The 23881-nt window shown below is 46.1% G+C and carries 20 protein-coding genes; 10 read left to right on the top strand and 10 right to left on the bottom strand.

The features are described from left to right. Positions 1-44: 44 nt before the first annotated feature. Positions 45-683: an OB-fold-containig protein gene (locus EKG39_RS03940; RefSeq protein ID WP_126504715.1), complete on the bottom strand. Its 639-nt coding sequence runs from the start codon at positions 681-683 to the stop codon at positions 45-47. Positions 684-892: 209 nt separating this feature from the next. Between EKG39_RS03940 and EKG39_RS03945 the strand changes: the two genes are divergently transcribed. The 4 genes from EKG39_RS03945 to EKG39_RS03960 all read left to right on the top strand — a co-directional run bounded on the left by EKG39_RS03945 (position 893) and on the right by EKG39_RS03960 (position 4041). Beyond that, positions 893-2383 (top strand): carboxypeptidase M32, encoded by a 1491-nt coding sequence (locus tag EKG39_RS03945; protein ID WP_126504397.1) that lies wholly within the window; start codon positions 893-895, stop codon positions 2381-2383. A gap of 106 nt (positions 2384-2489) precedes the next feature. After that, the gene (locus EKG39_RS03950) at positions 2490-2975 is read left to right on the top strand and encodes a GNAT family N-acetyltransferase (protein WP_126504399.1); all 486 of its coding nucleotides are present in this window, start codon (positions 2490-2492) and stop codon (positions 2973-2975) included. Between the two features lie 171 nt (positions 2976-3146). Then, on the top strand, positions 3147-3404 hold the full coding sequence (locus tag EKG39_RS03955) for a DUF2960 domain-containing protein (protein ID WP_126504401.1): 258 nt from the start codon (positions 3147-3149) through the stop codon (positions 3402-3404). Positions 3405-3531: 127 nt separating this feature from the next. Then, entirely contained in the window at positions 3532-4041 is a 510-nt protein-coding gene (locus EKG39_RS03960; RefSeq protein WP_126504716.1) for an RDD family protein, read from the top strand. A 517-nt stretch (positions 4042-4558) separates the two neighbouring features. Here the strand turns inward: EKG39_RS03960 and lptG are convergent. Further along, positions 4559-5617 (bottom strand): LPS export ABC transporter permease LptG, encoded by a 1059-nt coding sequence (gene lptG / locus EKG39_RS03965; RefSeq protein WP_126504403.1) that lies wholly within the window; start codon positions 5615-5617, stop codon positions 4559-4561. Further along, on the bottom strand, positions 5614-6726 hold the full coding sequence (gene lptF / locus EKG39_RS03970; protein WP_126504405.1) for an LPS export ABC transporter permease LptF: 1113 nt from the start codon (positions 6724-6726) through the stop codon (positions 5614-5616). The genes lptG and lptF overlap by 4 nt, the downstream gene beginning before the upstream one ends. Before the next feature lie 220 nt (positions 6727-6946). Between lptF and pepA the strand changes: the two genes are divergently transcribed. Next, positions 6947-8455, top strand: a complete 1509-nt coding sequence (gene pepA, locus EKG39_RS03975; RefSeq protein ID WP_126504407.1) for a leucyl aminopeptidase — start codon at positions 6947-6949, stop codon at positions 8453-8455. A gap of 168 nt (positions 8456-8623) precedes the next feature. On the opposite strand, the gene EKG39_RS03980 is transcribed toward pepA, so the two are convergent. The 3 genes from EKG39_RS03980 to efp all read right to left on the bottom strand — a co-directional run bounded on the left by EKG39_RS03980 (position 8624) and on the right by efp (position 11171). Next, entirely contained in the window at positions 8624-9076 is a 453-nt protein-coding gene (locus EKG39_RS03980; RefSeq protein ID WP_126504409.1) for a DCC1-like thiol-disulfide oxidoreductase family protein, read from the bottom strand. Positions 9077-9265: 189 nt separating this feature from the next. Beyond that, positions 9266-10240: an elongation factor P--(R)-beta-lysine ligase gene (gene epmA, locus EKG39_RS03985; RefSeq protein ID WP_126504410.1), complete on the bottom strand. Its 975-nt coding sequence runs from the start codon at positions 10238-10240 to the stop codon at positions 9266-9268. Positions 10241-10601: 361 nt separating this feature from the next. Continuing rightward, on the bottom strand, positions 10602-11171 hold the full coding sequence (gene efp / locus EKG39_RS03990) for an elongation factor P (RefSeq protein WP_126504412.1): 570 nt from the start codon (positions 11169-11171) through the stop codon (positions 10602-10604). Between the two features lie 37 nt (positions 11172-11208). On the opposite strand from efp, the gene epmB reads away from it, so the two are divergent. Beyond that, positions 11209-12225: an EF-P beta-lysylation protein EpmB gene (epmB, locus tag EKG39_RS03995; RefSeq protein WP_126504415.1), complete on the top strand. Its 1017-nt coding sequence runs from the start codon at positions 11209-11211 to the stop codon at positions 12223-12225. A gap of 227 nt (positions 12226-12452) precedes the next feature. Here the strand turns inward: epmB and pyrI are convergent, their stop codons facing one another. The 4 genes from pyrI to rsgA form a co-directional block, all read right to left on the bottom strand. Then, positions 12453-12911: an aspartate carbamoyltransferase regulatory subunit gene (gene pyrI, locus EKG39_RS04000; RefSeq protein WP_126504416.1), complete on the bottom strand. Its 459-nt coding sequence runs from the start codon at positions 12909-12911 to the stop codon at positions 12453-12455. Beyond that, positions 12911-13843 (bottom strand): aspartate carbamoyltransferase, encoded by a 933-nt coding sequence (gene pyrB / locus EKG39_RS04005; RefSeq protein ID WP_126504418.1) that lies wholly within the window; start codon positions 13841-13843, stop codon positions 12911-12913. Before pyrB ends, pyrI begins: the two co-directional genes overlap by 1 nt. A gap of 539 nt (positions 13844-14382) precedes the next feature. Continuing rightward, on the bottom strand, positions 14383-16275 hold the full coding sequence (locus EKG39_RS04010) for a methyl-accepting chemotaxis protein (RefSeq protein WP_126504421.1): 1893 nt from the start codon (positions 16273-16275) through the stop codon (positions 14383-14385). Between the two features lie 347 nt (positions 16276-16622). After that, positions 16623-17786 (bottom strand): ribosome small subunit-dependent GTPase A, encoded by a 1164-nt coding sequence (gene rsgA / locus EKG39_RS04015; RefSeq protein WP_126504423.1) that lies wholly within the window; start codon positions 17784-17786, stop codon positions 16623-16625. Positions 17787-18153: 367 nt separating this feature from the next. On the opposite strand from rsgA, the gene EKG39_RS04020 reads away from it, so the two are divergent. From EKG39_RS04020 to EKG39_RS04035, 4 genes are all read left to right on the top strand, one after another. Beyond that, entirely contained in the window at positions 18154-18411 is a 258-nt protein-coding gene (locus EKG39_RS04020; protein ID WP_126504425.1) for a hypothetical protein, read from the top strand. 548 nt (positions 18412-18959) lie between these two features. Then, complete coding sequence (locus EKG39_RS04025; RefSeq protein WP_148103048.1) at positions 18960-20114, top strand: ABC transporter substrate-binding protein; 1155 nt, start codon at positions 18960-18962, stop codon at positions 20112-20114. A 350-nt stretch (positions 20115-20464) separates the two neighbouring features. Next, positions 20465-20935 carry a DNA polymerase III subunit chi gene (locus EKG39_RS04030; protein WP_126504428.1) on the top strand — a complete coding sequence of 157 codons (471 nt, stop codon included), beginning with the start codon at positions 20465-20467 and terminating at the stop codon, positions 20933-20935. A gap of 15 nt (positions 20936-20950) precedes the next feature. Beyond that, positions 20951-23851 (top strand): valine--tRNA ligase, encoded by a 2901-nt coding sequence (locus tag EKG39_RS04035; protein ID WP_126504430.1) that lies wholly within the window; start codon positions 20951-20953, stop codon positions 23849-23851. Positions 23852-23881 lie beyond the last annotated feature (30 nt).

A 23881-nucleotide genomic window follows, 5' to 3' on the forward strand; every position in this document is an offset into this window, starting at 1 on the left:
TATTTGTCATCAAAAATGATTGGTTTCTCTTTAAACCTTGGTATTCAGACCTGCGAGCTTAAAGAATCGAATGTTGAAGCTGTCCAGACACTTCCTTCCCGCCTGAGCAGTACTACCTGAGTACCTTTAGGAAACTCATGCCCCGGCATATCAGGTTCGACTAAGACGTAGTGTTTCTGTAGATGTTGATCTTTCACTAAGGCTTCGCTCGGATTGCCCTTGACCGCACACCCTAAGGTCACTGTGCCGACGCAGCCTGACAAACTGTCTATCGATATTGCGCTGGTTTCATTTTTCGGTAATATTCTGGCGAGGCCAGCCCCCAAGTAGCGACAGGAAAAGAGGGTCAAAATCAGAGCTATGGGTAAACTGATGGCCTGATGTAAAACCTGATCGGTAAATACCATAGCGAGAAAGTTACTTGTGTAACCGGCCAGCGCAAAACTCACCAAAACAAGGACAAACCAGATAAGGAGGGGGAGTCGATTCAGGCACAACCAACCGGCAACGCCGGTGAAGCCACTTACCTCAGGGTCAACATCGACGGAAAGCCAATCATCCAGCCCCCCGAGCAGACCTAAACCTAAGATTAAGGAAAAGCCTTCTAGCAGGCCTAATAAGAAAACGAGAGAGAGTGAGATTAAAAAAGGTAAATTAGCCTGAGCAAACAAGAATTCCACTATACCAGCCTCCATGCACATTACAAAAATCCATTCCACTGAAAATAAAGCATAAAATTAACATTCAGCCTTAAATTCGTTTCTTGACTATAGCAAAATACATAAGATATAGAAATCCAAATTCTCGCCGATAAGGGATGTGCCCATTCAAGTTGGCTGTTACATTAAAAGTCAGTACCATAACCTGCAAATGACCCCATAATTGAGTTGATATGACCCAGCCCAACCCAAGCCCCCATTACGACAAGCTCACAAAACATTTTCAGACAATCTCTCATTTCGAGCACCTCAGTGCTCTGGGTGACTGGGATCAGGCGACTATGATGCCGGTCGGCGGAAGCACCGCCCGGGGCGCCGCGATGGCTGAGTTAGCCAAACATATTCACGAGCTAAAAACGGCCCCATTTCTGGCTGATACACTGCAACTTGCCCGGGATGAATCCCTTAATAAGGAGCAAACCGCGAACCTGAAAGAGATGAATTATCAGTTCTTTCAGGCCAATGTGATCCCAGCGTCACTGGTTCAGGCTAAGACAGAACTCGCGTACCGATGCGAACATGCCTGGCGGGATCAGCGCAAGAACAACGACTGGCAGGGGTTCAGACCTAACCTTGAAGCCTTGATGGACCTGGTAAAAGAGGAAGCGAATATCCGCGCTGAGGCACAAGGCTTATCACCCTACGATGCCCTGTTGAATAAGTTTGAACCGGGAATGACAACAGATCGTCTCGAGTCGGTCTTTGGTCACCTTAAAAGTTGGTTACCCTCGCTGATTCAGCGAGTTCAACATGAGCAAGCCAAGGAGCACAGATTTAATATCGAATCCAGCTCAAGTCAGGCTCAGGAAGCATTGGGACGCGAGGTGATGGACTTTCTCGGGTTTGACTTTAATCAGGGTCGACTAGATGTGAGTAGCCATCCGTTTTGTGGCGGGGTACCCGGTGATGTTCGCCTGACGACCCGCTACGATGAGTCCGATTTCACCAGCGCCCTAATGGGCGTAATCCATGAAACGGGTCATGCCAGATATGAGCAGGGTCTGCCGGTTAACTGGCGAGGACAGCCAGCAGGACATGCTCGTTCGATGGCTATCCATGAGAGCCAGAGCCTGTTTTGTGAAATGCAGCTGGGTCGTGGCAACGGATTCCTCTCCCGCTTACAACCTAAAATAGCCAACCACCTGGGTAGCCAGCTCTCGACAGAGCAACTGACCAATATTTACACCCGGGTGAATCCGGGTCTGATCAGGGTCGATGCCGATGAGATCACCTACCCATGTCATATCCTGCTCAGATTCGAAGCCGAGAAGGGCTTAATCGACGGCAGTCTCAGCGTCGCCGATCTGCCTGAATTCTGGTCCGGACAGATGAACTCGCTATTAGGCATTAACACCCTAGGCAACTTTAAAGATGGCTGTATGCAGGATATTCACTGGGCAGTGGGCGAGCTTGGGTACTTCCCGAGTTACACCCTGGGAGCCATGTATGCGGCTCAGTTTCGCTTTGCCATGGAGGCGAGCTTAGGTCCGGTGGATACTCTGGTCGAACAGGGCAATATCGCTCGAATATTTGAGTGGCTGGAACAGAAAATTTGGTCAAGGGGAAGCCTGCTAAGCACAGATGAGCTGGTAAAACAGGCCACTGGCGAAACGCTGAATCCGGAATATTTCAAGCGACACCTGGAGCAAAGATATTTAAAGTAGAGTAGCTGAAATATGCTACCTGAAATAAGGTATCTGAAAGAAAGCAAAGGCCGATGAAATAACGTATTATAGCGCCATCACAACAGCTGGCGATTTTGGAAACAAGATGCATCTTCGAAGTATAACCTCTACGGATTGGAACGAGATCTTACTCATCCAGGAGGAGTGCTACCCGCAAATTGAACCGGAATCGCTCGAAGTATTGCAGAGTAAGTGGCTGGTTTCGCCTAAAACTTGCTTCGTTATAGAGTCGGATAAGCGGGTCGTCGGATATTGCCTGGCACACCCCTGGGTTGCTGGCTCTCCGCCTTCCCTGGAGCAAACTCTGGTCGCGGCACAGACATCGGATACCCTGTATCTGCATGACATAGCCCTGTCATCGAAGGCTCAGGGAAAAGGAGCCGGAAATCTGGCCTTCAGTGCCTTAGTCGAACATGCCAGAGCCCTTGCCCTCCCCTGTATATCACTGGTGGCGGTACAAGGTGCAGACAGTTACTGGCGCAAGCAGGGCTTTATCGCTCATCCGATAGCGAAGAGCCTAGAGAGCTACACCCCGGATGCCTGCTATATGGTATTGCCGCTAAGCTCTTAAACCCGAACTTAAAATTTAGCTGTTAAGGTTAATCTCACCCTTAATCGATACAATACACACATCAGAGAGTTCATTTTGAACACTCAATTAAAGAACTCATATTAGAGAACTAGTATTAGAAATACTCATATCAGAGAACTAGTATTAAACAATTTATTTAGAGAATATATTATGGCTCGTAGAATCACCTACAAATTTAAGAAACAAGCGAAAGAGATCAACTTCGCCTATGACAAATTCAATAATATCCATGAGGCTGTCGCTGCAGCGGAAGGGATAGATCTCACCAACTATCATATGATGGAACAGCAGGTGATGATGACCTCTAAAGGAAAGTCTGCAATGAGAGACTTCAGGGATAACGAGTTTGCCAAAATGGGATTTAGCGATATCTACTACATTAAAGACGATCCTAAAGAAAAGTCATAGATCGACCTTCTAGCCCATAGTTCTAGTCCATTATATTAGATAGCCATTTATATCTGTCATTTTAATAACTGGATTAACAACCCAAGATCTCAATTGAAGTTAAGAGAGTACAATGAAAGAAAGCTCAATGCCCAATAGCGAACACGCTAATTTTCCCCGTGCGAGTTTCTTCCGTCGTTTCGGCACCATCGTCTACGATCTCCTGCTCGCCGTCGCCGTTTACATGATAGCCGGAGCCATAGGCTTTGGGGTGTTTACCGCCCTCACCTCGGCAGGTCTGATTGAAATGGGAAACTTTGAACATGTTTCAGACCTACTTAATGGTACACCTCTATATAAAGGCATCTATCAATTCTGGATAGCACTGTGCGTGGGTTTGTTCTACATCGCCTTTTGGAGTTATGGTGGCCAAACCTTAGGCATGCGCGCCTGGAGACTTAAGGTCCAGCATCCTAACGGCCAGAGTCTGAGCGTTATCACCGCCGCTGCCAGGTTGGTATGGTCACTACTTGGTATAGGTAATCTGTGGATCTTAATCAACGGCGATAAGCTCGCCCTTCAGGATATGATGACGCGCTCAGAAGTGGTGGTACTGTCGAAGGAAGCCAACCAGATGCGTAACTGGCACGGGGTTTAATAGCAGCTGCGAGCTCAAGACAAGGCTAAGAAAGTTTCGAGTTCCGAGTTAAAAACTTTCGAGTTAAAAACAAAGCAGATAAGACGGTCTTCGGCCTATCACTTCGTGGACGGCTACGCCTATTCGACGAGCTGCGCTCTATTGGATAAAGACAAGCTGCTAGAATCTCCTAGGAAAACAACTCGAAAAACATTCAGCTATGCCTCTTTCCAGGAGGCATGCAACGCTGGTGTCAATTAACTCACGAAGTGAGTGTCGTCTTAGATTAAATACCAATCGGTATAAGAAAGTGGTCAACTCAGAGTTATTTTTGGCTGCATAATTCAAGGCGAAAGAGTGAGGGAATGGTGATCCCTTTTGAACTCATTCAACACAGAAGTAGGCTGCCAAAAACACTCCTAAAAGGCGAGTTTTAGCGCTTCCGATACGGCGTTAACGAGCTTAAACGTAGAATAAAGCTTTGCTGGCGCCTATTAGCTCATGCAATGAGCGTCCCAGGAAGTAAGTAACTCGTATCCTATTTCCTAATAAAGTAGACGGCTCCGGCACTGAATATCACCGCGGGCATTCCGGCACCGATAAATGCAGGCAGACCGTAGACTAAGGTTAGCGGGCCAAATATCTCACTACTGATATAGAAGCTGAATCCCGCGATAACCCCTAACAGCACCCGGGCTCCCATGGTCACGGTTCTCAGTGGACCGAAGACGAAAGAGAGGGCAACTAACATCATCACCGCGACGGTTACCGGCTGCAGCATTTTACGCCACAGTGCCAATTCGTAACGGGCAGAATCCTGATTATTAACCTTGAGGTAATCCAGATAGTCCATCAGCCCTTGGATAGAGAGCGCTTCAGGCTTAACCGAAACCACACTCAATTTATCCGGAGTCAGGGTCGACTCCCAACGGTAGAGGGTTAGGTCGGTGAGTGTCACCTTATCTTCGGTAAGATCGGTCTGCCTCACGTCAACTAAGCGCCAATGGTCTTTAGAGTAGACACCATGTTCGGCATGAATAGTACGCACTAAAGAGAGCGTCTCATCGAACTCATACAAGGTGATGTTATTTAGATTATTGATATCTTCGACTTCGCCGATATTTACAAACAGGTCGCCATCTTTCGCCCAGATCCCACGACTGGATTTAATCAGGCTGCCGCCGGAAATCTTCGTTGCCTGCAACTCGTTGGCTTTTTGCTCAGCAACCGGAGCTCCCCACTCACCCAACGCCATAATTAACAGCATCAGAGGTACTGCGGTCTTCATCGCCGACAAGGTAATTTGCCAACGAGATAAACCCGAAGATTGCATCACGACCAACTCAGAGTTGGATGCCAGCATTCCCATGCCAATCAAGGCACCCAGCAGCACTCCCAGAGGGAAAAACATCTCCAGATCTCTGGGAATAAGGAACAATACATAAATACCGGCATCGAGCATGGTGTAGCTCCCGCGCCCGACCACACGTAGCTGGTCCACCCATTTAATGATGCCCGAAAGCCCGGTAAGAATAAGCAAACACAGGGCTGAGGTGCTGACTATGGTTCTGGCAATATAGAGATCTAAAATCCTCACGCTGCCACCTTCTTACGCTTAAACATGCCCGATATTTTCGCTCCCGATGGCCGCTCCTTGCCCAAGAGCAATATCCCCAGGAACAGGGCCGAGGCATGTATCCACCACATACCGAGATATGCTGGCACCACGCCATCCTCTAAGGCTTTTCGACCGGCTATCATTAACCCGAAATACCCAAGGTAGAGTAAGATTGCCGGGAACATCTTGGCAAATTTGCCCTGGCGAACATTAACTCGCGCCATAGGTACTGCAATCAGTGTCATTAAGGGGATAGCCAGTGGTATAGCTAATCGCCAATGAAACTCGGCCGTCGCCTCAGGGCCATCTATGGCCATCAGATCTTTAATCGGCAGTGCTGAGAGCTTACGTCGACGCTCGTCAACTTCTTGCTCCTTAATCTGCATCTGGTAGCCACCGAACTCAACTACCTGAAAATCGACCTTCTTAGGCGTGCCCTGGTACTGCACACCATCATTAAGTTGTAAGCGTTGTCCACCTGAGCTGTCTTCGACAACACTGCCCCCTTTAGCCATCACGATATTACTCTGTCCCGATTCATCTTCAGGATCGGGAAGTTGAGCAACGAAGACCTTATCGAGTTGATTATCTCTGTCTATTCGCTCGACGAACAATACGGCTCTGCCATTAGGGCTGGTCTGGAATCGACCTTGGGTAATTGCTGCAAGTCCGGCTTCAGACTGAGCCGATTCCAGCACCTGATTCTGTTTCTCTTCGGCCCAAGGCGTCACAAAAACGGACAGGTAACCGGTGAAGAGCATATTGATCACGGCCAGCAAGAGAGTGACTCGGGTAATGTACCATTCACTAACGCCCACACCGTGAAGTACCACCATCTCACTTTCGGCGTACATTCGCCCATGAGCCATTAATATTCCTAAAAATAAGCTCAAAGGCAGGACTAAGACTGCAAGGTAGGGAAGATTGAGTCCCAACAGGGTCATGACGAGAGAGGCTGGAAATTCGCCATCTGAAGCATTTGCGAGCACTCGAACAAAGTGTTGGCTAATAAAAATAGCCAGAAGCACGAAAAGCACCGCTATTTGTGCCTTAAAAACTTCTCTAATCAAATATCTAAATACAATCACAGGCTGGATCCGGTCTCTAAACTTATAATTATGCTGGTGTCAGTCAAACTTTCATGTAGACTGTCTACTTTTGGTAGTTTTGTGACCAGCCATGAACTAAAAATGGCGAAAAAACACCTAAAAAACAGACTTTGGTGTACCAATTTTAGGCCCGTTTTGGGCGCAAGCAGACATTATCTAATAAATATTAAAATTTGTCTTTAAGAATCTAGGAGAGCTCATGGAGTTTAGCGTTAAGAGCGGTAGTCCAGAAAAACAACGTTCGGCCTGTATTGTGGTTGGCGTGTATGAACCTCGACGTCTGTCTGGTATTGCTGAGCAGCTTGATAAAATAAGTGACGGCTATATCAGTAATTTACTTCGTCGTGGTGATCTGGAAGGAAAGCCTGGGCAGATGCTACTTTTGCATCATGTACCAAACGTACTAAGTGAGCGAGTATTACTTGTTGGCTGCGGAAAAGAGCGAGAGTTGGATGAGCGCCAATACAAGCAGATCATCACTAAAACTATCAAGACTCTGAACGAAACCGGCTCGATGGAAGCCGTTTGTTTTCTGACAGAGTTGCATGTAAAAGGCCGTGACACTTATTGGAAGGTGCGTGAGGCAGTAGAAACGACTCAAAACAGTCTCTACAGCTTCGATGCCCTTAAAAGTACCAAAGGTGAGACTCGCCGTCCGCTGCGTAAACTGGTATTTAATGTACCGACACGTCGTGAACTGACCGTTGGCGAACGTGCTATCGAACATGGAATGGCTGTTTCTGCCGGTATGCGTCTGTGCCGCGATGTGGCCAACATGCCACCAAACATCTGTAACCCGGCTTACCTCGCTTCTCAGGCTCGTCAAATAGGCGAAACCAGTGAAGAGCTTACCGTAACCACGGTTGGCGAAGAGCAGATGGCAAAACTAGGTATGAACTCTTACCTGGCAGTTGGCCGTGGCAGTGATAACGAATCTGTTATGACTGTTATGGAGTACAAGGGTGCCATCGACAATACCGAGAAGCCGATCGTCTTGGTAGGTAAAGGTTTAACCTTCGACTCGGGTGGTATTTCACTTAAGCCAGGCGAAGGCATGGACGAAATGAAATATGACATGGGTGGCGCTGCCGGCGTTATCGGTGCGATGAAAGCCCTGTGTGAGATGAAGTTGCCGATTAATGTTGTGGGTATTCTTGCCGGCTGTGAAAACATGCCATCGAGCAACGCATACCGCCCCGGTGATATCCTCACTACTATGTCAGGCCAGACTGTCGAAGTGCTAAACACAGATGCCGAAGGTCGCTTAGTCTTATGTGACGTCTTAACTTATGTTGAGCGTTTCGATCCAGAATTAGTGGTCGATACCGCAACCTTAACCGGTGCTTGTGTCATTGCTCTGGGTAAGCACGCATCGGGTCTGTTCTCAGGACATAACCCACTTGCACACGAGCTGTTAAATGCCGGTGAGCAAAGCGGTGACCGCGCATGGCGCATGCCATTGTGGGATGAGTACCAGGAGCATTTAGAGAGCCCGTTTGCCGATATGACCAACCTTGGCGGTCGTCCCGCAGGTTCTATCACGGCGGCTTGCTTCCTGTCTCGCTTCACTAAGAAGTACAACTGGGCACATATCGATGTCGCTGGTACGGCATGGAACAGTGGTGCCAATAAAGGCTCTACCGGACGTCCGGTACCTTTGTTAACTCAGTTCCTGATCAACCGAGCGGGTGTTGAGCAAGGCGACTAAACGATTGCAGAGTCCGGCACCGTTATTCGGTAAAACCAGGCTCTAAGCAGACAATCAGTTTAATTTAATAAAAAGGTGAAGCACAAACGCTTCACCTTTTTTGTTTACCTAGGTTTCCCGCTGGGCATCAAGAACAATAAGCCCTATGAGTTGCAGCTCTAGTCGTTCTCATAAACGTCCTTCACGCTTAAGCCGTTTGTGCACGGACTTATGGTACCAGGAAGACAACACAGGACGTATCAGACTGAGCCCCATAAGCCAGGCCAAGGGTTTCAACACGGGCACTTTTTGCATCAGTACGATATATGCATCCAGCTCGGATAATACTCTTGGCTGGTCCGGTAAGGCTAAACCTGAGTCAGGCTCTGTGCCACCCGTTCCCCAGCTCTCCTTCGGCTTCCCCATGCTCTCATCCGCGCCAATAATCAGATGCAACTCAGTCAACGCCTTATGGGGGTCTATCCCCCAACGCTTTAGTTGCTCATCCTCGCCTGTGATATCGAACCAGCTCACCCCTTCGGCCTGGCCTCTTGCCAGACGTAGATAGCTATCCCGGTCTTTAATACAGCGGGGACAGGCACCATCATAAAGCACACAAATTTTAGCCGGACTCGTCTTCATAATTAAATTTTAGATGAAACCAGCTTATTTGCAGCATGTCATAAAAGGCCCCAGCTACCGACAGAAGTCACATACACTGGTCGCTAGCCGCGATTAAGACTCTTGAATTATCCTGTATGTGTTTATTTCGCTTACTCTGACTGCGCCCTTGCGCGTACCTATCGGCGATAGTGACCCAGTTGTTCTACCCTACGCCCTTTCGATATCGAAAGAGATCACCTGCTTAATGGAGTCACAACCCAATGCCAACATGATTAATCTGTCTATCCCGAGCGCAACACCAGAACAGGGTTCCAACCCATGTTCCAGAGCTGAGATCAAATGAGAATCTATGCTGACCGATGGTAAGCCCATCGACTGACGCTTTAGATTATCCTGCTTAAATCTATGCGCTTGTTCTGCGGCATCGGTTAGTTCATTAAACCCGTTTGCTAACTCCATATTTTGGTAGTACAGCTCAAATCTCTCTGCTACCCGGCTGTCGCTGGAGCAAATATTGGCAAGCGAAGCTTGGGAGGCTGGAAAATCATATACAAAACAGGGGGCTTTCTGGCCTATATTCGGTTCCACCTGAGTGCAGAATAATAGCTGCAACAGGGTGTCCTTATCGGTTTCGGTTTCGCTGATGTTAGCAAATCCATGTTTGCTGCATACCGCCTTAAGCTCCTCCAGTGATGCAACCAAAGGATCCACTCCCAAATGTAATTCAAATACCTCTTGATAAGTGAACTTTTCGGCGGGTAGACAAACTAATATATGCTGCATTAGGCGGTCAATTTCATCCATTAACTGAAAATGATCGAAGCCCGGACGATACCATTCAAGCATGGTGAATTCCGGGTTATGGTGCCGACCCGATTCCTCATTACGAAACGCTTTGCTGATTTGAAATATTGCCCCACTCCCTGCAGCCAGTAGTCGTTTCATGGCGTATTCAGGTGATGTCTGTAGATACAGAGGAACACCATTGGCAAACCCCGGGCCGACAAATTGAGTTGCAAAGCTCGCCAAATGGACGTCTGTAACACTGGCTTGAGATAAGCTGGGAGTTTCCACCTCGAGTACATCAGCCTGATGAAAAAAAGCTCTGATCGCAGTTAGTATTTCGGCTCTTTTACGTAGATTTGCGATGCTAGCACTCGGCTGCCACATAGGTTGAGTCATGATATATTCCACTTATACCAATTATACTAAATATGTTGTCAATTCAGAGGTGCTCAAACATTTCAATTCAAGGCGCATTGATGAAAGAATGGTTATTCCCTTTTAAGTCAATGCAAAGCAGAAGTGGAATGTTTGAGAGCCTCCCGTAGGGCGGGTGTAGTTCAAAGCAAAGGGCAAAGCACTGCATACTACGTTGGATGATTTAGATATAGAATAACTATTAGCTTCAATCATCCGCCTTGCCTTCAGCACTTTGAATTCCCGCTGAATGAACAGATATTTGGTATAATTGGTATTATTACAAAAAATCCCAGCATAAATACCCTTAAGTACTCATACTGGGACAATACAACTTTCTGTTTTACTTAGTTACACGAGCAACATATTCGCCGCTACGGGTATCGACACGAATAACATCACCAATTTGAATAAACAGCGGCACACGTACTAAAGCTCCCGTCACCAAGTTGGCCGGTTTTCCGCCCGTTCCCGCCGTATCGCCCTTAAGACCAGGGTCAGTTTCAGCCACTTCTAACTCGACAAAGTTAGGTGGTGTTACGGCAATTGGTCTTTCATTCCATAGCGTTAATGTGTATATCTGGCTTTCAACTAACCATTTCACGCAATCACCCATTGCTTTTTCATCGGCAGCAAGTTGTTCGAAGGTGTCATTATTCATGAAATGCCAAAACTCACCATCTGCATACAGATAGGCTAACTCTGGGTCGGTAACATCAGCCGCTTCAACCGTCTCACCTGACTTAAAGGTCTTCTCAATCACTTTACCTGACAGAAGTCTACGGATCTTTACCCGGTTAAATGACTGACCTTTGCCGGATTTAACTACCTCGTTTTCAATAATGCTACAAGGTTCGCCATCCAACATAAATTTAAGGCCACCCCTGAAATCGTTAGTGCTATAATTAGCCATCTTATCCTCATTTATAAAATATCGGCACTCTATCCTGATGATACAAAGTATCGCCCCAACTTTGCAGTCCTGCTGGCAAAAAGAATTGGCTATGGCCGTAAGTAAGCCTGAAACATTGCTAAAAATCTTGTCAATCGAGCCTTCTTATTTCAATTCCAGCGATTTTGACGCACGAAAATTGTTTCCAGTTAAGGTCCCTCTTCCCTTTATCAATAAGATGGAAAAAGGAAACCCTAACGATCCTTTGCTTTTACAGGTCATGCCTGTACGCCAAGAGTTTCTCAAGGTGGCGGGATTTTATCAAGATCCGCTGCAAGAGCAAAGCAATCAACGACCAGGATTACTACATAAATATAAGTCCCGGGTGCTCATTCTGTTCCGGACTGGATGTGCGATAAATTGTCGATACTGCTTCAGGCGACATTTTCCATATAAAAACAACCACCTGAACAAGCAGTCTCTATTGGAAACTCTCGACTACATCGCCAATGACAATAACATCAATGAAGTTATCCTCAGTGGTGGTGATCCCTTGATGGCTAATGATGACGCCATTGAGTGGTTTGTCGATCGGCTAGAAAAAATTCCGCGTATAATACGCTTACGACTCCATACCCGTCTACCAGTGGTGATTCCTAACCGAATTACTGAACAGCTATGTCAACGTCTGTCCAGATCAAGGTTGCAGATTGTGATGGTAACTCATATCAATCATGGCAATGAAATAGATCAAGTGCTGACAGAAAAATTAACTCAGCTAAAAAATGCAGGGGTAACTCTTCTAAATCAGGCTGTATTGCTAAAAGGTATCAATGATAGCTGCCAAGCTCAGGTTGATTTAAGTGAATCACTGTTTGCAGCGGGTATCTTACCCTACTACCTGCACTTACTGGACAAGGTTGAAGGAGCAAGCCACTTTCATATTGAAGATAATGAGGCTAGCCAATTAATGCATCAGATGCTAATTGAGTTGCCAGGATTCCTGGTACCAAAGTTGGTACGAGAAAGCGGCGGTATGCAGAGCAAGACACCTATTGATTTGCATTTAGACTAGCAGGTGTTTTTGTAACATAGGCTCTCGCACTACAGTCACACTATGCAGATAACTGGCGTACGTCAGAGTTGGTAGCAGTAAATGCAACTCCAGCAGAAAAGAGTGATGCACTATCAATGCATCACCTTGTTTTTTTTAGAAAAATATCGAACGGTTACCGTTTAGATATCGATAACCTCAACGAAAATCAAAATTACAGCAGTTATGAGTTAACAAAAGGCGACTCATTAATGCAATTCTGAGAACAGCCCTGACAAGAAGGACTTCTCACAGTAATGGCACTTCAACTTTATATCGGATTTCGCTTGCTTAATATCGAAACGGCTATCGACGGGTTCGTTTAGACTAATACAGTTGCTATTAGGGCATGTAAACACCCCTGTGATGCGTTCTGGTATAGCAACCTTAAACTTCTTAACGACTTCAAAGTTTTCAATGACATTAATGGTGGCTTTAGGTGCAAATAAAGCTAACTGATTCGCCTGATTCTGATCAAATACCGTATTTTCAATCTTGATCAAATCTTTACAGCTCCCATCATGACTCGGTAGGTTCAAACCTATACTGATGCGCTGTAACCCTTCTGACAGCTCAAAAAACTTCAATATCTTAATACCCTGACCAGGTGAGATATGATCAATGACGGTACCATGCTCTATCGCTTCAACTGTTAATTGCTTCTTCATTACTGGTCTCCAAACTTATTGGTCAACACCAAAGCAAGCAAAGCTTGACGGGCATATACACCATTTTCAGCTTGTTGGAAATAATAGGCATAAGGCGTGTTATCTACGTCTGTTGTTATCTCATCTACCCTAGGTAGTGGGTGCAATACCCTGAGGTTATCCTTCACTCCTTCGAGCATCTCTGCGGTCAAGATAAAACTCGACTTCATATGCTGATACTCGGTCTCATCAAAACGTTCCTTTTGAACGCGCGTCATATAAAGAATATCTAAACTGTTCACGATAGGGTCTAACGTATCGTGTATCGTATATTTACAACCAGCCGCATCGAGCTCATCAATAATGTAATCAGGCATAGACAGGACACTCGGAGCGATAAAGTGAAACTCACAATTAAACAGCGCCAAAGCCTGCGTTAATGAGTGGACTGTGCGTCCATATTTAAGATCGCCAACAAAAGCCACCTGAAGTTTATCTAGGGTTCCCTGTGTCTCGTAGATAGTGAAGAGGTCGAGTAGAGTCTGAGTTGGATGCTGGTTAGAACCATCCCCACCATTAATAACCGGTACCGAGGAAAACTCACTTGCGAGTCTAGCCGCCCCCTCTTGGTTATGGCGTATAAAAAATGCATCACAATAGGAGGAGATCACTTTTACCGAGTCAGCAAGCGTTTCCCCTTTCTTTCCCAATGAAGTATTACCACTATCAGGAAAACCGATAATGTCTCCTCCTAACCTATTTACTGCCGTCTCAAAAGAGAGCCGCGTACGTGTAGAGGCTTCAAAAAAACAACTTGCGATGACTTTATTTTTCAACAAATCGGGGGAAGGATATTGTTTCAATTGTTTTGCTGTAGAAACAATGAGTTCAAGTTCTGAACGAGAAAGATTAGATATTGATATTATATCTTTATTATATAGGGGGTTACTCATTCTTGCAGTGTCCTTGTCCGATGATTAAATCGGAAAAGAATTATACCGTTTTCCCCTTGTTGAGTATAGATATATAGCCCCTGATACAAGAGATTTATTTTGGTAGGGCAAAGCCATTGATTTAACGGAAGAATAAACCGTTCACTCAACTACCCCAGTTCTTTTGAATCAATTTCACCTAAGTTTCTTGCAAAGGATAACTTTTTGAGTGAATAACAACTCTCCCCCCCACCAAACTTGATGTAGTAGCCATTTGGAAACTGGACGTTCGTAGATACTCAAGTGCACAGAATATGGCAGGAAAGCAGACCTGAAGATTAAAGCAATAACAGCTGGGCTCTCCAGAGAGAAACTAGAGAGAGCCCACTTTTAGGGGATCACAACAGAGGAGGCTGGCACCATCATAAAGCACACAAATTTTGCCGAGTTCGTCTTCAAAACTAAACCTTATGTGAAGCCGACTTAATTTGCAGCATGTAATAAAATAGCCGTGCTCATCAAAGGTCACGGCCACACCTCCCTATCACGTTAAGGGATACTTAAGGCTGACTTCCAAGCTTAAATTGGCTCACTATACCATTTAAGCTATTCGCCATTCCGCCCAGCTCTTGTGCGAGTTCCGTAGTGCTATCGGAGTGCTTATTTGTCTCTTTTGCCGAATCATTGATCTCAAGGACACTCTGGTTAATCTCCGCCGCAACCTGAGTCTGCTGCTCTGACGCCGTGGCAATCTGATCATTCATATTTAGAATAACTGAAACAGAAGTCGTTATTTGTGCCAGAGATTGATTCGCTTCCTCCGTCTTTGTCGAAGTCAGTCGAGCAAGCTGAGCGTTCGTACCCATCTTTTCTACCGCTTTTTTAGCCTCTGTCTGTAGTTTTTCTATCATTTCAGAGATCTCATTGGCACTCTCTTGTGTACGGCTTGCAAGACTTCTAACTTCATCTGCCACTACCGCGAAACCTCGACCTTGCTCACCGGCCCGTGCCGCTTCAATTGCTGCATTTAAAGCCAAAAGATTAGTCTGATCGGCAATGCCTTTAATCACATCGAGAATGCTACCAATATTGACAGTTTCGGCCTCAACGTTTTCGATGACATGGGTGACATCATTCATCTCATTGACCAGTGAACGGATATTGGCATTCATATCCTCTACCACCTTCATTCCAACCTCGGAATGCTCGTTAGCCCCCTGGGCCGACTCAGCCGCTTGCAGTGCACTTCGTGCCACTTCATCGACTGTGGAGGTCATTTCGTTCATCGCCGCCGAAGTCTGTTCGAGCTGCACAGTTTGTGCCTTTGAGCCGTCACTCATCGTCTCTGCTGACGATGAAAGGGAGACGGAGGAGCGATTAAGTTCACCTGTCGTTTCATTGATATTGGTGACTATGACCCTAAGGTTCTTTGTCATGGCGATCACATTGCCATAAATACCTTCCTCCAGCCCGGAGGAGGATAGATCCATACTCAAATCACCATCTGCCACTTGCTTAACAATATTTGAGATATCCAACGGTTCCCCGCCGATAGGTTTGTAGATAAGACGAATAACCATCCAGTACATAATGAGCATGAGCGCAACCAGGCAGATGACAATCAAGATAAGAGCGTCATACAGATTATTCATGCTGGCTGCTTCTATTTTCTTCACAGCTTCATAGCTAGCCACAGTCCAGTTACGAACCTTCAGCTTACTACTTGTAACGAAGTAATCGCCCAAACCGGGAGCAGTGTAAGTCATCGACTTGTTTGATTCAGATATCACCTTGTATTGCGGGCGTATCTCAAATATGTTTTTACCAATATTATCTTTATCCTCACTCGATAAAATATAGCCATCGCTGCGGTAGACGAACATCTGGTTCTTACTGGTAAGAGAGGCGGCGAAATCACTGAATAACTTAACGGGGATGTTAATTAACACGACCCCGGAAGTTCGCCCTTGATGCATAATAGGCACAGAAAGGCCAAACACTTCGACGTTCTTAGTTACATCCACAAAAGACCTTGAAACGACGTAATGCTCACCTTCAAAGATTTTCAAAAACCACTCACGCTTAGCCGTGATCGCATTGAAGTTAGCCACAACCTTACCATCACTAATCAGGGTGCCATCTTTCAAGCCCAGATAGATACCCGCCTCCCCTTTGACTGTCCTAGCAATCTGCTCAACCGTGATGTTTGCTCGTTCAAGATCGAGCTCGCCATTTTCGTCGAAGAAGAATGCGGCAGAGTCGATCACATCGAAAAAACGCATTAACTTTTCATCTAATGCCTGAGCCACCAGCTTAGACTGTGTTTCAACCTTTTCCTGGTAACTGGCTTGACTAAACTCTGCAAAATTCTGATAAGCAACAATTGATACGAGGAGCACCATAAAAAATGATAACGAAGTGAACAGCCCGGTTATTTTGTGTTTAAGCAGCATAGATATTTCAGTCCATATTTTAAGATCAAGCAATCAGTGATGTTTCACCGAGTCATCACTGTAGAGATCAGAAAAACCTCATTTCAGTTACATGTTAAGATACAAGTGGGATTCATAGTGAGCAATGTATTTGAGCCAGAGTTTTGAAGCATTCAGCAACGAAGAAAACATGTGCAAGCCCGGTCCACTTATGGAATTAATTCCAAACGGATAAACAGGTCAAAGACAAGAGGTACAAAGAGAACTTAAATACAAGGGCTGCGGATATCAGGGCTAGGAGCATGAACTATCGATGTGAAAAAAACCAAACAAAGAGAGGCCATTGGGACAATAGCCTCTCTTATTAACTAGCCCCGCTTATTGGATCTCGAGCTATCCTGTATGCGTTTATATAGCTTACTTTGACTGCGTCCCTGGGCACGTTTCTCGGCGATACTGGCACCATTTAGTGCCTGTTCGCGCAGCAGTTTTTGATAACTGATGAGGCGGCGCTCACTCAAGTTGCCCGATGAGATAGCAGCTTGTACCGCGCAGCCCGGCTCTTCTTGATGCTGGCAGTCGCCGAAACGGCACCGCTCGGCTAAGCTAACCAGCTCAGAGAAGGTGTCATTAACTCCATCTTCGCAATCCGCCAGTTGTAGCTCGCGCATACCCGGCGTATCTAGCAATAGACCACCACTTGGCATCAGATGCAGGGAGCGTCCCGTGGTCGTGTGTCGTCCCTTACTGTCATCGGCTCTAACGCCAGATGTGCTCTGCTCAGCTTGACCGAGTAAGGTGTTAACTAAGGTCGACTTACCCACACCGGACGAGCCTATCAGTGCCACCGTTTTACCCATGCAGCAGTAACTCTCTAACGCCTGCACGCTGTCATTTTCCAGACCATTGACAGTTTCAATCAACAAGTTACTGTCCAATGCCCTGAGTTGCTCGGTATAGGCACTAATATCATCACAGAGATCTTGTTTGGTCAGCACCACTACAGGTGTGACTTTAGCGTCATTGACCAACGCCAGATATCGTTCGATACGGTTGATATTAAAGTCGTGATTAAGCGATGAGACTATAAATACCCAGTCCAGATTCGATGCTATAAGTTGCCGCTCAGACCTGCACCCCGCCGCCTTGCGACTGAACAGTGAATCACGTTCAAACAGATGTAAAAAGCGATCCTGTTCATCGAGTAGTAGCCAGTCACCTACTGTCATAGGCGGGAGGTCACTCTTGATAGCTAAACTGGTTTCCCCCAGCTCGGTTAACAAGCCGTACTGACCACGGTGGTGGGCAGAGATTCGCGCCACTCTGCCGTCTTGAAACTCCTGCTCAGCTAACTGACGCTGAAAATGAGCACGCCAACCCATCTGCGACAGGCTTAACTTATCTGAACGTTCAACAACTTCTCTGTCAACAGAGTGCACGACAGCAGATTCCGGCTTAGCTGGCTCGGCTTGTAGTGTTGTAACGGTTTTTTTAGTGGAACGGATAGAGGCGAAACGATTTGATTTTGTCATATTGACCCCAGCGCAAAGCGCCTGAATATTTCATTCTGGGATTCTTAAACTTATAAGGTCCCGGTAAAAGTGAACATCACTACCGGACAGATGCAGGTTTAACTTAAGTGGAAGCCACTCTGGCAACTTAGGTTAGTTAACTTGCTGTGTTTGCCCGGTAAAGGGAAACGACAATCATCAAATACTCCTTGGATTAGCTATTAGTTTGAATTCAACCAATGACTAATTTACCAGCAAGCAAGCCGGCTTACCAGTGCCATCTCACACTTAAAGAAAGTTGATGCGCGAAGGTTGTGAAATTATATTGATTTAAATCTGACAGAACATGAGACATAATATGTCGAATCATTTAAGTTAAGGATAATAAATGAGATTCATCGCTTTTTTCGTGCAGTCATTATTGTGGTTATCCATTGCATGCTCACCAACACTCATAGGCGCTTTTATCGGCGTCATGATCAGCCTGCAATCGGGAGAGATATACTCATTAAACGTACCGCTATGGGCTGCGGTAGGATTTCTCATCGGCGCTTACTGGGCTGAGCATGTCAGAAAAACTATAGGTTTATCGGTATTTTTCGGCCGACTGATTGGTGCAAGGGATATCCCAAAAAACACCAAGTAATCGGGTTGATGATTTTCTATCTCACCTAGATGCCTTGAAGCTCGCCACATCATTGCGGGCTATCGCTTGCACAGGGCTTATGTGTAAGTAATCTATCGGTACGCTGGCTATTAATTTCATAAGAGCATACCTAGGCGCTCTGCGATTTCAAACAACATCCCTGCTTAAAAGCCTGTTAGGCCTCCATGCCTCTTGCTCGAAGAGCATCACTAAGTGATACCTCGCCATGAAATCGAGGTTTTCGATCTCACTTACACCGGGTAATTTGTCTCTTAGATTATCTTTACTCTTGGTTTCTATAACCACAATGGTCGTTGCTTCACAGAAATTTTACGGGCTCGCGGTTAAAATCGTTGCAAATATGTTGCACTAGGCAACTGAATTGGTTGGTTGTCAGTGAGTGAACTAAGCTGTTCAACAGACTAAATTGTTAAGTTTTTTGAAGGATTATTTTGTACAAACTCACAAAAATTCTGCTATCGATCGGATGTATATTTTGTTTACTTCCAACAATAGGCACTGCAAAAGAATCATTAAAGATTACGCTAATGGTTTCTAGTGCCGACCAGAGAAGCACTTTTTTTAATAAGATTAAAGAGTTTGAGAAGGAACATCCAGAAATTGAGGTTACACGTAGAGAGATAGGACAAGAAACTTATAAAGCAGCAATTGAAGGATGGCTTCATTCCAAGAAATTCCACAGTGATGTCTTGTTTTGGTTTGCGGGAGCAAAACTCGATGAGTTTGTGTCAAAAGAATGGGTAGAGCCGATTGACGACATATGGAAAAAACAAAATTGGGATAAAGAATTTTCTAAAACTTTCAAAACCGCTGTTACCACTCACGATAAAACCTACGGTCTCCCGATATCTTATTATCAATGGGGATTCTACTATCGGAAGTCGATTTTTAGACAACATAATCTCCGACCTCCTCAGACTTGGAAAGAGTTTATTCAAGTAGGGGAAACCCTGAAAGCGAATAATATCGTTCCTATTGCGCTAGGCTCTAAGGACCGTTGGGCTGCTGCCGGTTGGTTTGATTATTTGAATCTCCGCATCAATGGTTTACCCTTCCACCAAAACTTAATGAAAGGCAAAGTGTCTTATACCGACCCTCGCATAAAAGAGGTATTTCGATATTGGAAAGAATTGCTGGACCATCAATTTTTCCTTGAGCCTCACAACAAGCTCGATTGGCGAAGTACCCTACCATATATTTATCGGGGTAAAGCCGGAATGTTACTAATGGGAAACTTCCTTGTACCTCAGCTTCCTAAAAGTATAAGAGACGACATTGGTTTTTTTCGCTTTCCTCAGATCAAGTCAGACCTTCCATACTATGAGGAAGCTCCTATAGATATTCTTATCATTCCGCATAATGCAAGAAATAAGAAAACAGCGAAACAATTTCTGGCCTTTATGGGGAGGGCCGATATTCAATGCGCGATGAATAATCAAATGGGAATGATTTCTCCCAATCAAGCAGCTGAAAAAGGGAAGAACCAGCTCATACAGGCGGGATACACAATTCTCGAAGAGGCAGCTGGAATTACCCAATTTTATGATCGCGATACGCCTTCAGAAATGTCAGCTTCAGGTATGGATGCGATGATTCAATTCTTAAATCAACCGATGAGTACTGAGGAAATTGAGGAAATACTGGAAAAATTGGATAAGGTGAGAGAACAAGTATTCCAGTAACGGCTGTCGATAAAGAGTGTTGAAATAACGGCTGCATCTACGCTCTTTTACACTCTTTACCTGTTTGTGAGGGAGTTGCCTTTGCTAAGTTTCTCGTAGGTCTGCTGCAATTCACATAGTTCTATAATCTCAATCTATACCGACAGTACAGTGAACCTTAAAATTTGGAGTAACAATAGCTGTATCCAAAATACTGTTAAGTAAAAAACTAAAATCGAAGCAAAAATCAAAGCTAAACGCACCATTAAACTTTGATGACAAAAATGGAAGTCAGAGAACAGAAAAAGTGGCTGATCACTAGCCGCATCTAGTGTAAAATCTCCTCTTTCGTCCGCTGAATAAGCCTAACTATGACACAGACCCTATTTTATCTTATGCCAACTGAGCCTCGAAGCTCGGGAACGGCATTAGAGCAGATGTATCATTTGGCTTGTGAACTGGCTCAGCAGGCATTTACGCAGCAGCAACTGGTTTATCTTCACTGCCAGGATAGAGAGCAGGCTTATGCCATCGATGAACTTTTATGGCAGTTTGAACCGCGCTCTTTCGTTCCCCATAATTTGAAAGGGGAAGGACCCACCACCGGTGCTCCGGTTGAAATAGGCTTCGATAAGCTGGGTCCCAATAAAAATCGCCATCTTCTGATTAATCTTGCAGACCAAGTCCCCTCATTTGCGGTAAACTTTGGTCAGATTATCGATTTCGTTGCCAACGATACCGGCCATAAAGCGATCGCCCGCGATCGATATCGGCAGTATCGGAGCCTGGGAGTTACATTGAACACCCAGGATTTAGCAAAACAACCACTTAATTTAGTTTGAGAAGCACACGCTCCCATGGAAAAAACATACAATCCGCAGTCTATTGAACAGTCTCTCTACCAAAGCTGGGAAGAGAAAGGTTACTTCAAGCCACATGGCGATGAGTCGCAGGGCAACTATTGCATCATGATCCCGCCACCAAATGTGACGGGTAGTCTGCATATGGGCCATGCCTTCCAGGATACCATTATGGATACCTTGACTCGTTACCAGCGTATGAAGGGCAAAAACACCCTTTGGCAGGTCGGTACCGACCATGCGGGTATCGCGACTCAAATGTTGGTAGAGCGCAAAGTCGCCGCCGAAGAGGGGTTAAATCGCCACGATTTAGGCCGTGAAAAGTTCATCGACCGTATCTGGGACTGGAAGAACGAGTCCGGCGGCACTATTACTAAGCAACTACGTCGCCTGGGCGCATCGGTTGATTGGGATCGTGAACGTTTCACCATGGACGAAGGTATGTCTGAAGCGGTACAGGAAGTATTTGTACGCTTGTACGAAGACGACCTCATCTACCGCGGTAAGCGTCTGGTTAACTGGGATCCAGCCCTGCACACCGCTATCTCAGATCTCGAAGTTGAGAACAAAGAGAAGCAAGGCAGCATGTGGCATTTCCGCTACCCGTTGGCCGACGGCGCCCTGACTGCAGACGGTAAAGATTATCTGGAAGTCGCAACTACGCGTCCTGAAACCATGTTAGGTGACAGCGCTGTTGCGGTTCACCCCGATGACGAGCGTTACGCATCACTGATCGGTAAGTTCATCTTACTGCCAGTCGTTAACCGCCTTATCCCGATTGTTGCCGACGATTACGTCGACATGGAGTTCGGTACCGGTTGTGTGAAGATCACCCCGGCCCACGACTTTAACGATTACGAAGTCGGTAAGCGCCATGCATTGCCAATGTATAACATCTTAACCTTCGATGCGGCGATCCGTTCATCTGCCGAAGTGGTTAACACAGACGGCACGGCTAACAATGAATTAGATAACAGCCTGCCTGAGCGCTATGCCGGTCTGGACCGCTTCGAAGCCCGTAAAGTCATTGTTGCCGAATTCGACACGCTTGGCTTGCTGGGTAAGATCGACCCGCACGGACTGAAAGTGCCTTATGGCGATCGCTCTGGCGTAGTTATCGAGCCACTATTGACCGACCAATGGTATGTCTCTGTTGCGCCGATGGCGAAAACGGCGATGGAAGCTGTTGATAACGGTGATATCAAGTTCGTACCTCAGCAGTATGAGAACATGTACAACTCTTGGATGCGTGACATTCAGGACTGGTGTATCTCACGCCAACTTTGGTGGGGACACAGAATTCCGGCTTGGTACGACGAAGCAGGGAAAGTCTATGTTGGTCGTGATGAGGCCGAAGTTCGTGCTAAGCATAAGCTTGACGACTCTGTGGTACTTCGCCAGGACAACGATGTGTTAGATACCTGGTTCAGCTCTGCGCTTTGGACCTTCTCTACACTGGGCTGGCCAAAGAACACTGAAGAGTTGAAAGCCTTCCACCCTACCGATGTGTTGGTTACGGGCTTTGACATCATCTTCTTCTGGGTTGCGCGCATGATCATGATGACCATGCACTTCATCAAAGATGAAAACGGTAAGCCTCAGGTGCCATTCAAAACGGTTTACGTTACGGGTCTTATCCGTGATGAAGCCGGTAACAAGATGTCTAAGTCTAAAGGTAACGTACTCGATCCACTGGATATGATTGACGGTATCGACCTTGAGTCACTGGTCACTAAGCGTACCGGTAACATGATGCAGCCTAAGCTTGCAGCTAAAATCGAGAAGAGCACACGTAAAGAGTTTAGTGACGGCATCGAAGCCCACGGTACCGATGCACTACGTTTCACCCTAGCGTCTATGGCTTCTACCGGCCGTGATATCAATTGGGACATGAAGCGTCTCGATGGTTACCGCAGCTTCTGTAACAAGATCTGGAACGCATCACGCTACGTGTTGATGAATACCGAAGTTCAGTCAGAAAATGCTGATGAAGATGCGATTGGCGAGCCATTAGATTGTGGCCAAAACGGCGGCACACTAGAGCTATCATTAGCCGATCGCTGGATCATCAGCCTGTTCAACGAAACCGTTAAAGCCTATGACGAGCACATGGACAACTACCGTTTCGACTTGGCAGCTAACACCATCTATGAGTTCACCTGGAACCAGTTCTGTGACTGGTACTTAGAGCTGACTAAACCTGTTATGCAGAGCGGCACTGAGGCACAACTTCGCGGCACACGTCATACACTTGTGACTGTACTTGAGAAGATGCAGCGCCTGATGCACCCTATGATGCCTTACCTGACTGAGACCATCTGGAAGCGTATCCAGCCTCTAGCTGGCGTTGAGGGTGATACCCTGATGTTGGCCGAGTTCCCACAATATCAAGCCGACAAGGTTGATAGCACTGCGATGGAAGATATTGAGTGGGTTAAGCAAGTGATCACTGCGGTACGTAACATTCGCGCCGAGCTGAATATTGCTCCATCTAAGCCACTAAACGCACTACTACGTGGTGTGAGTGAGCAGGATAAGGCTCGACTTGATGCTAACCAAACCTTCTTTAAGACGCTGGCTAAGCTTGAGTCTATGACGATTCTTAGCGACGGTGAAACCGCCCCTATGTCGACCACTCAGTTGATTGGCGATATGGAGCTGTTGATCCCTATGGCCGGTCTTATCGATGTGGCAAAAGAGGTCGCTCGTATCGACAAGCTACTTGAGAAAGCAGCCGGTGAGTTTAAGCGTATCGAAGGTAAGCTTTCTAACCAAGGCTTCGTTGCAAAAGCACCTGCTGCCGTGATTGAGAAAGAGCGTGCTAAGCAAGCAGAGTACCAACGCGATATCGAGAAGCTAACCGAGCAGAAAGCAGAACTCGCTAAGCTTGAAGGTTAAGAAGCAAGTTTTAAGTTCTAAGCGATAAGC

The sequence above is a fragment of the Shewanella atlantica genome, from assembly GCF_003966265.1.
GTDB classification, from domain to species: domain Bacteria; phylum Pseudomonadota; class Gammaproteobacteria; order Enterobacterales; family Shewanellaceae; genus Shewanella; species Shewanella atlantica.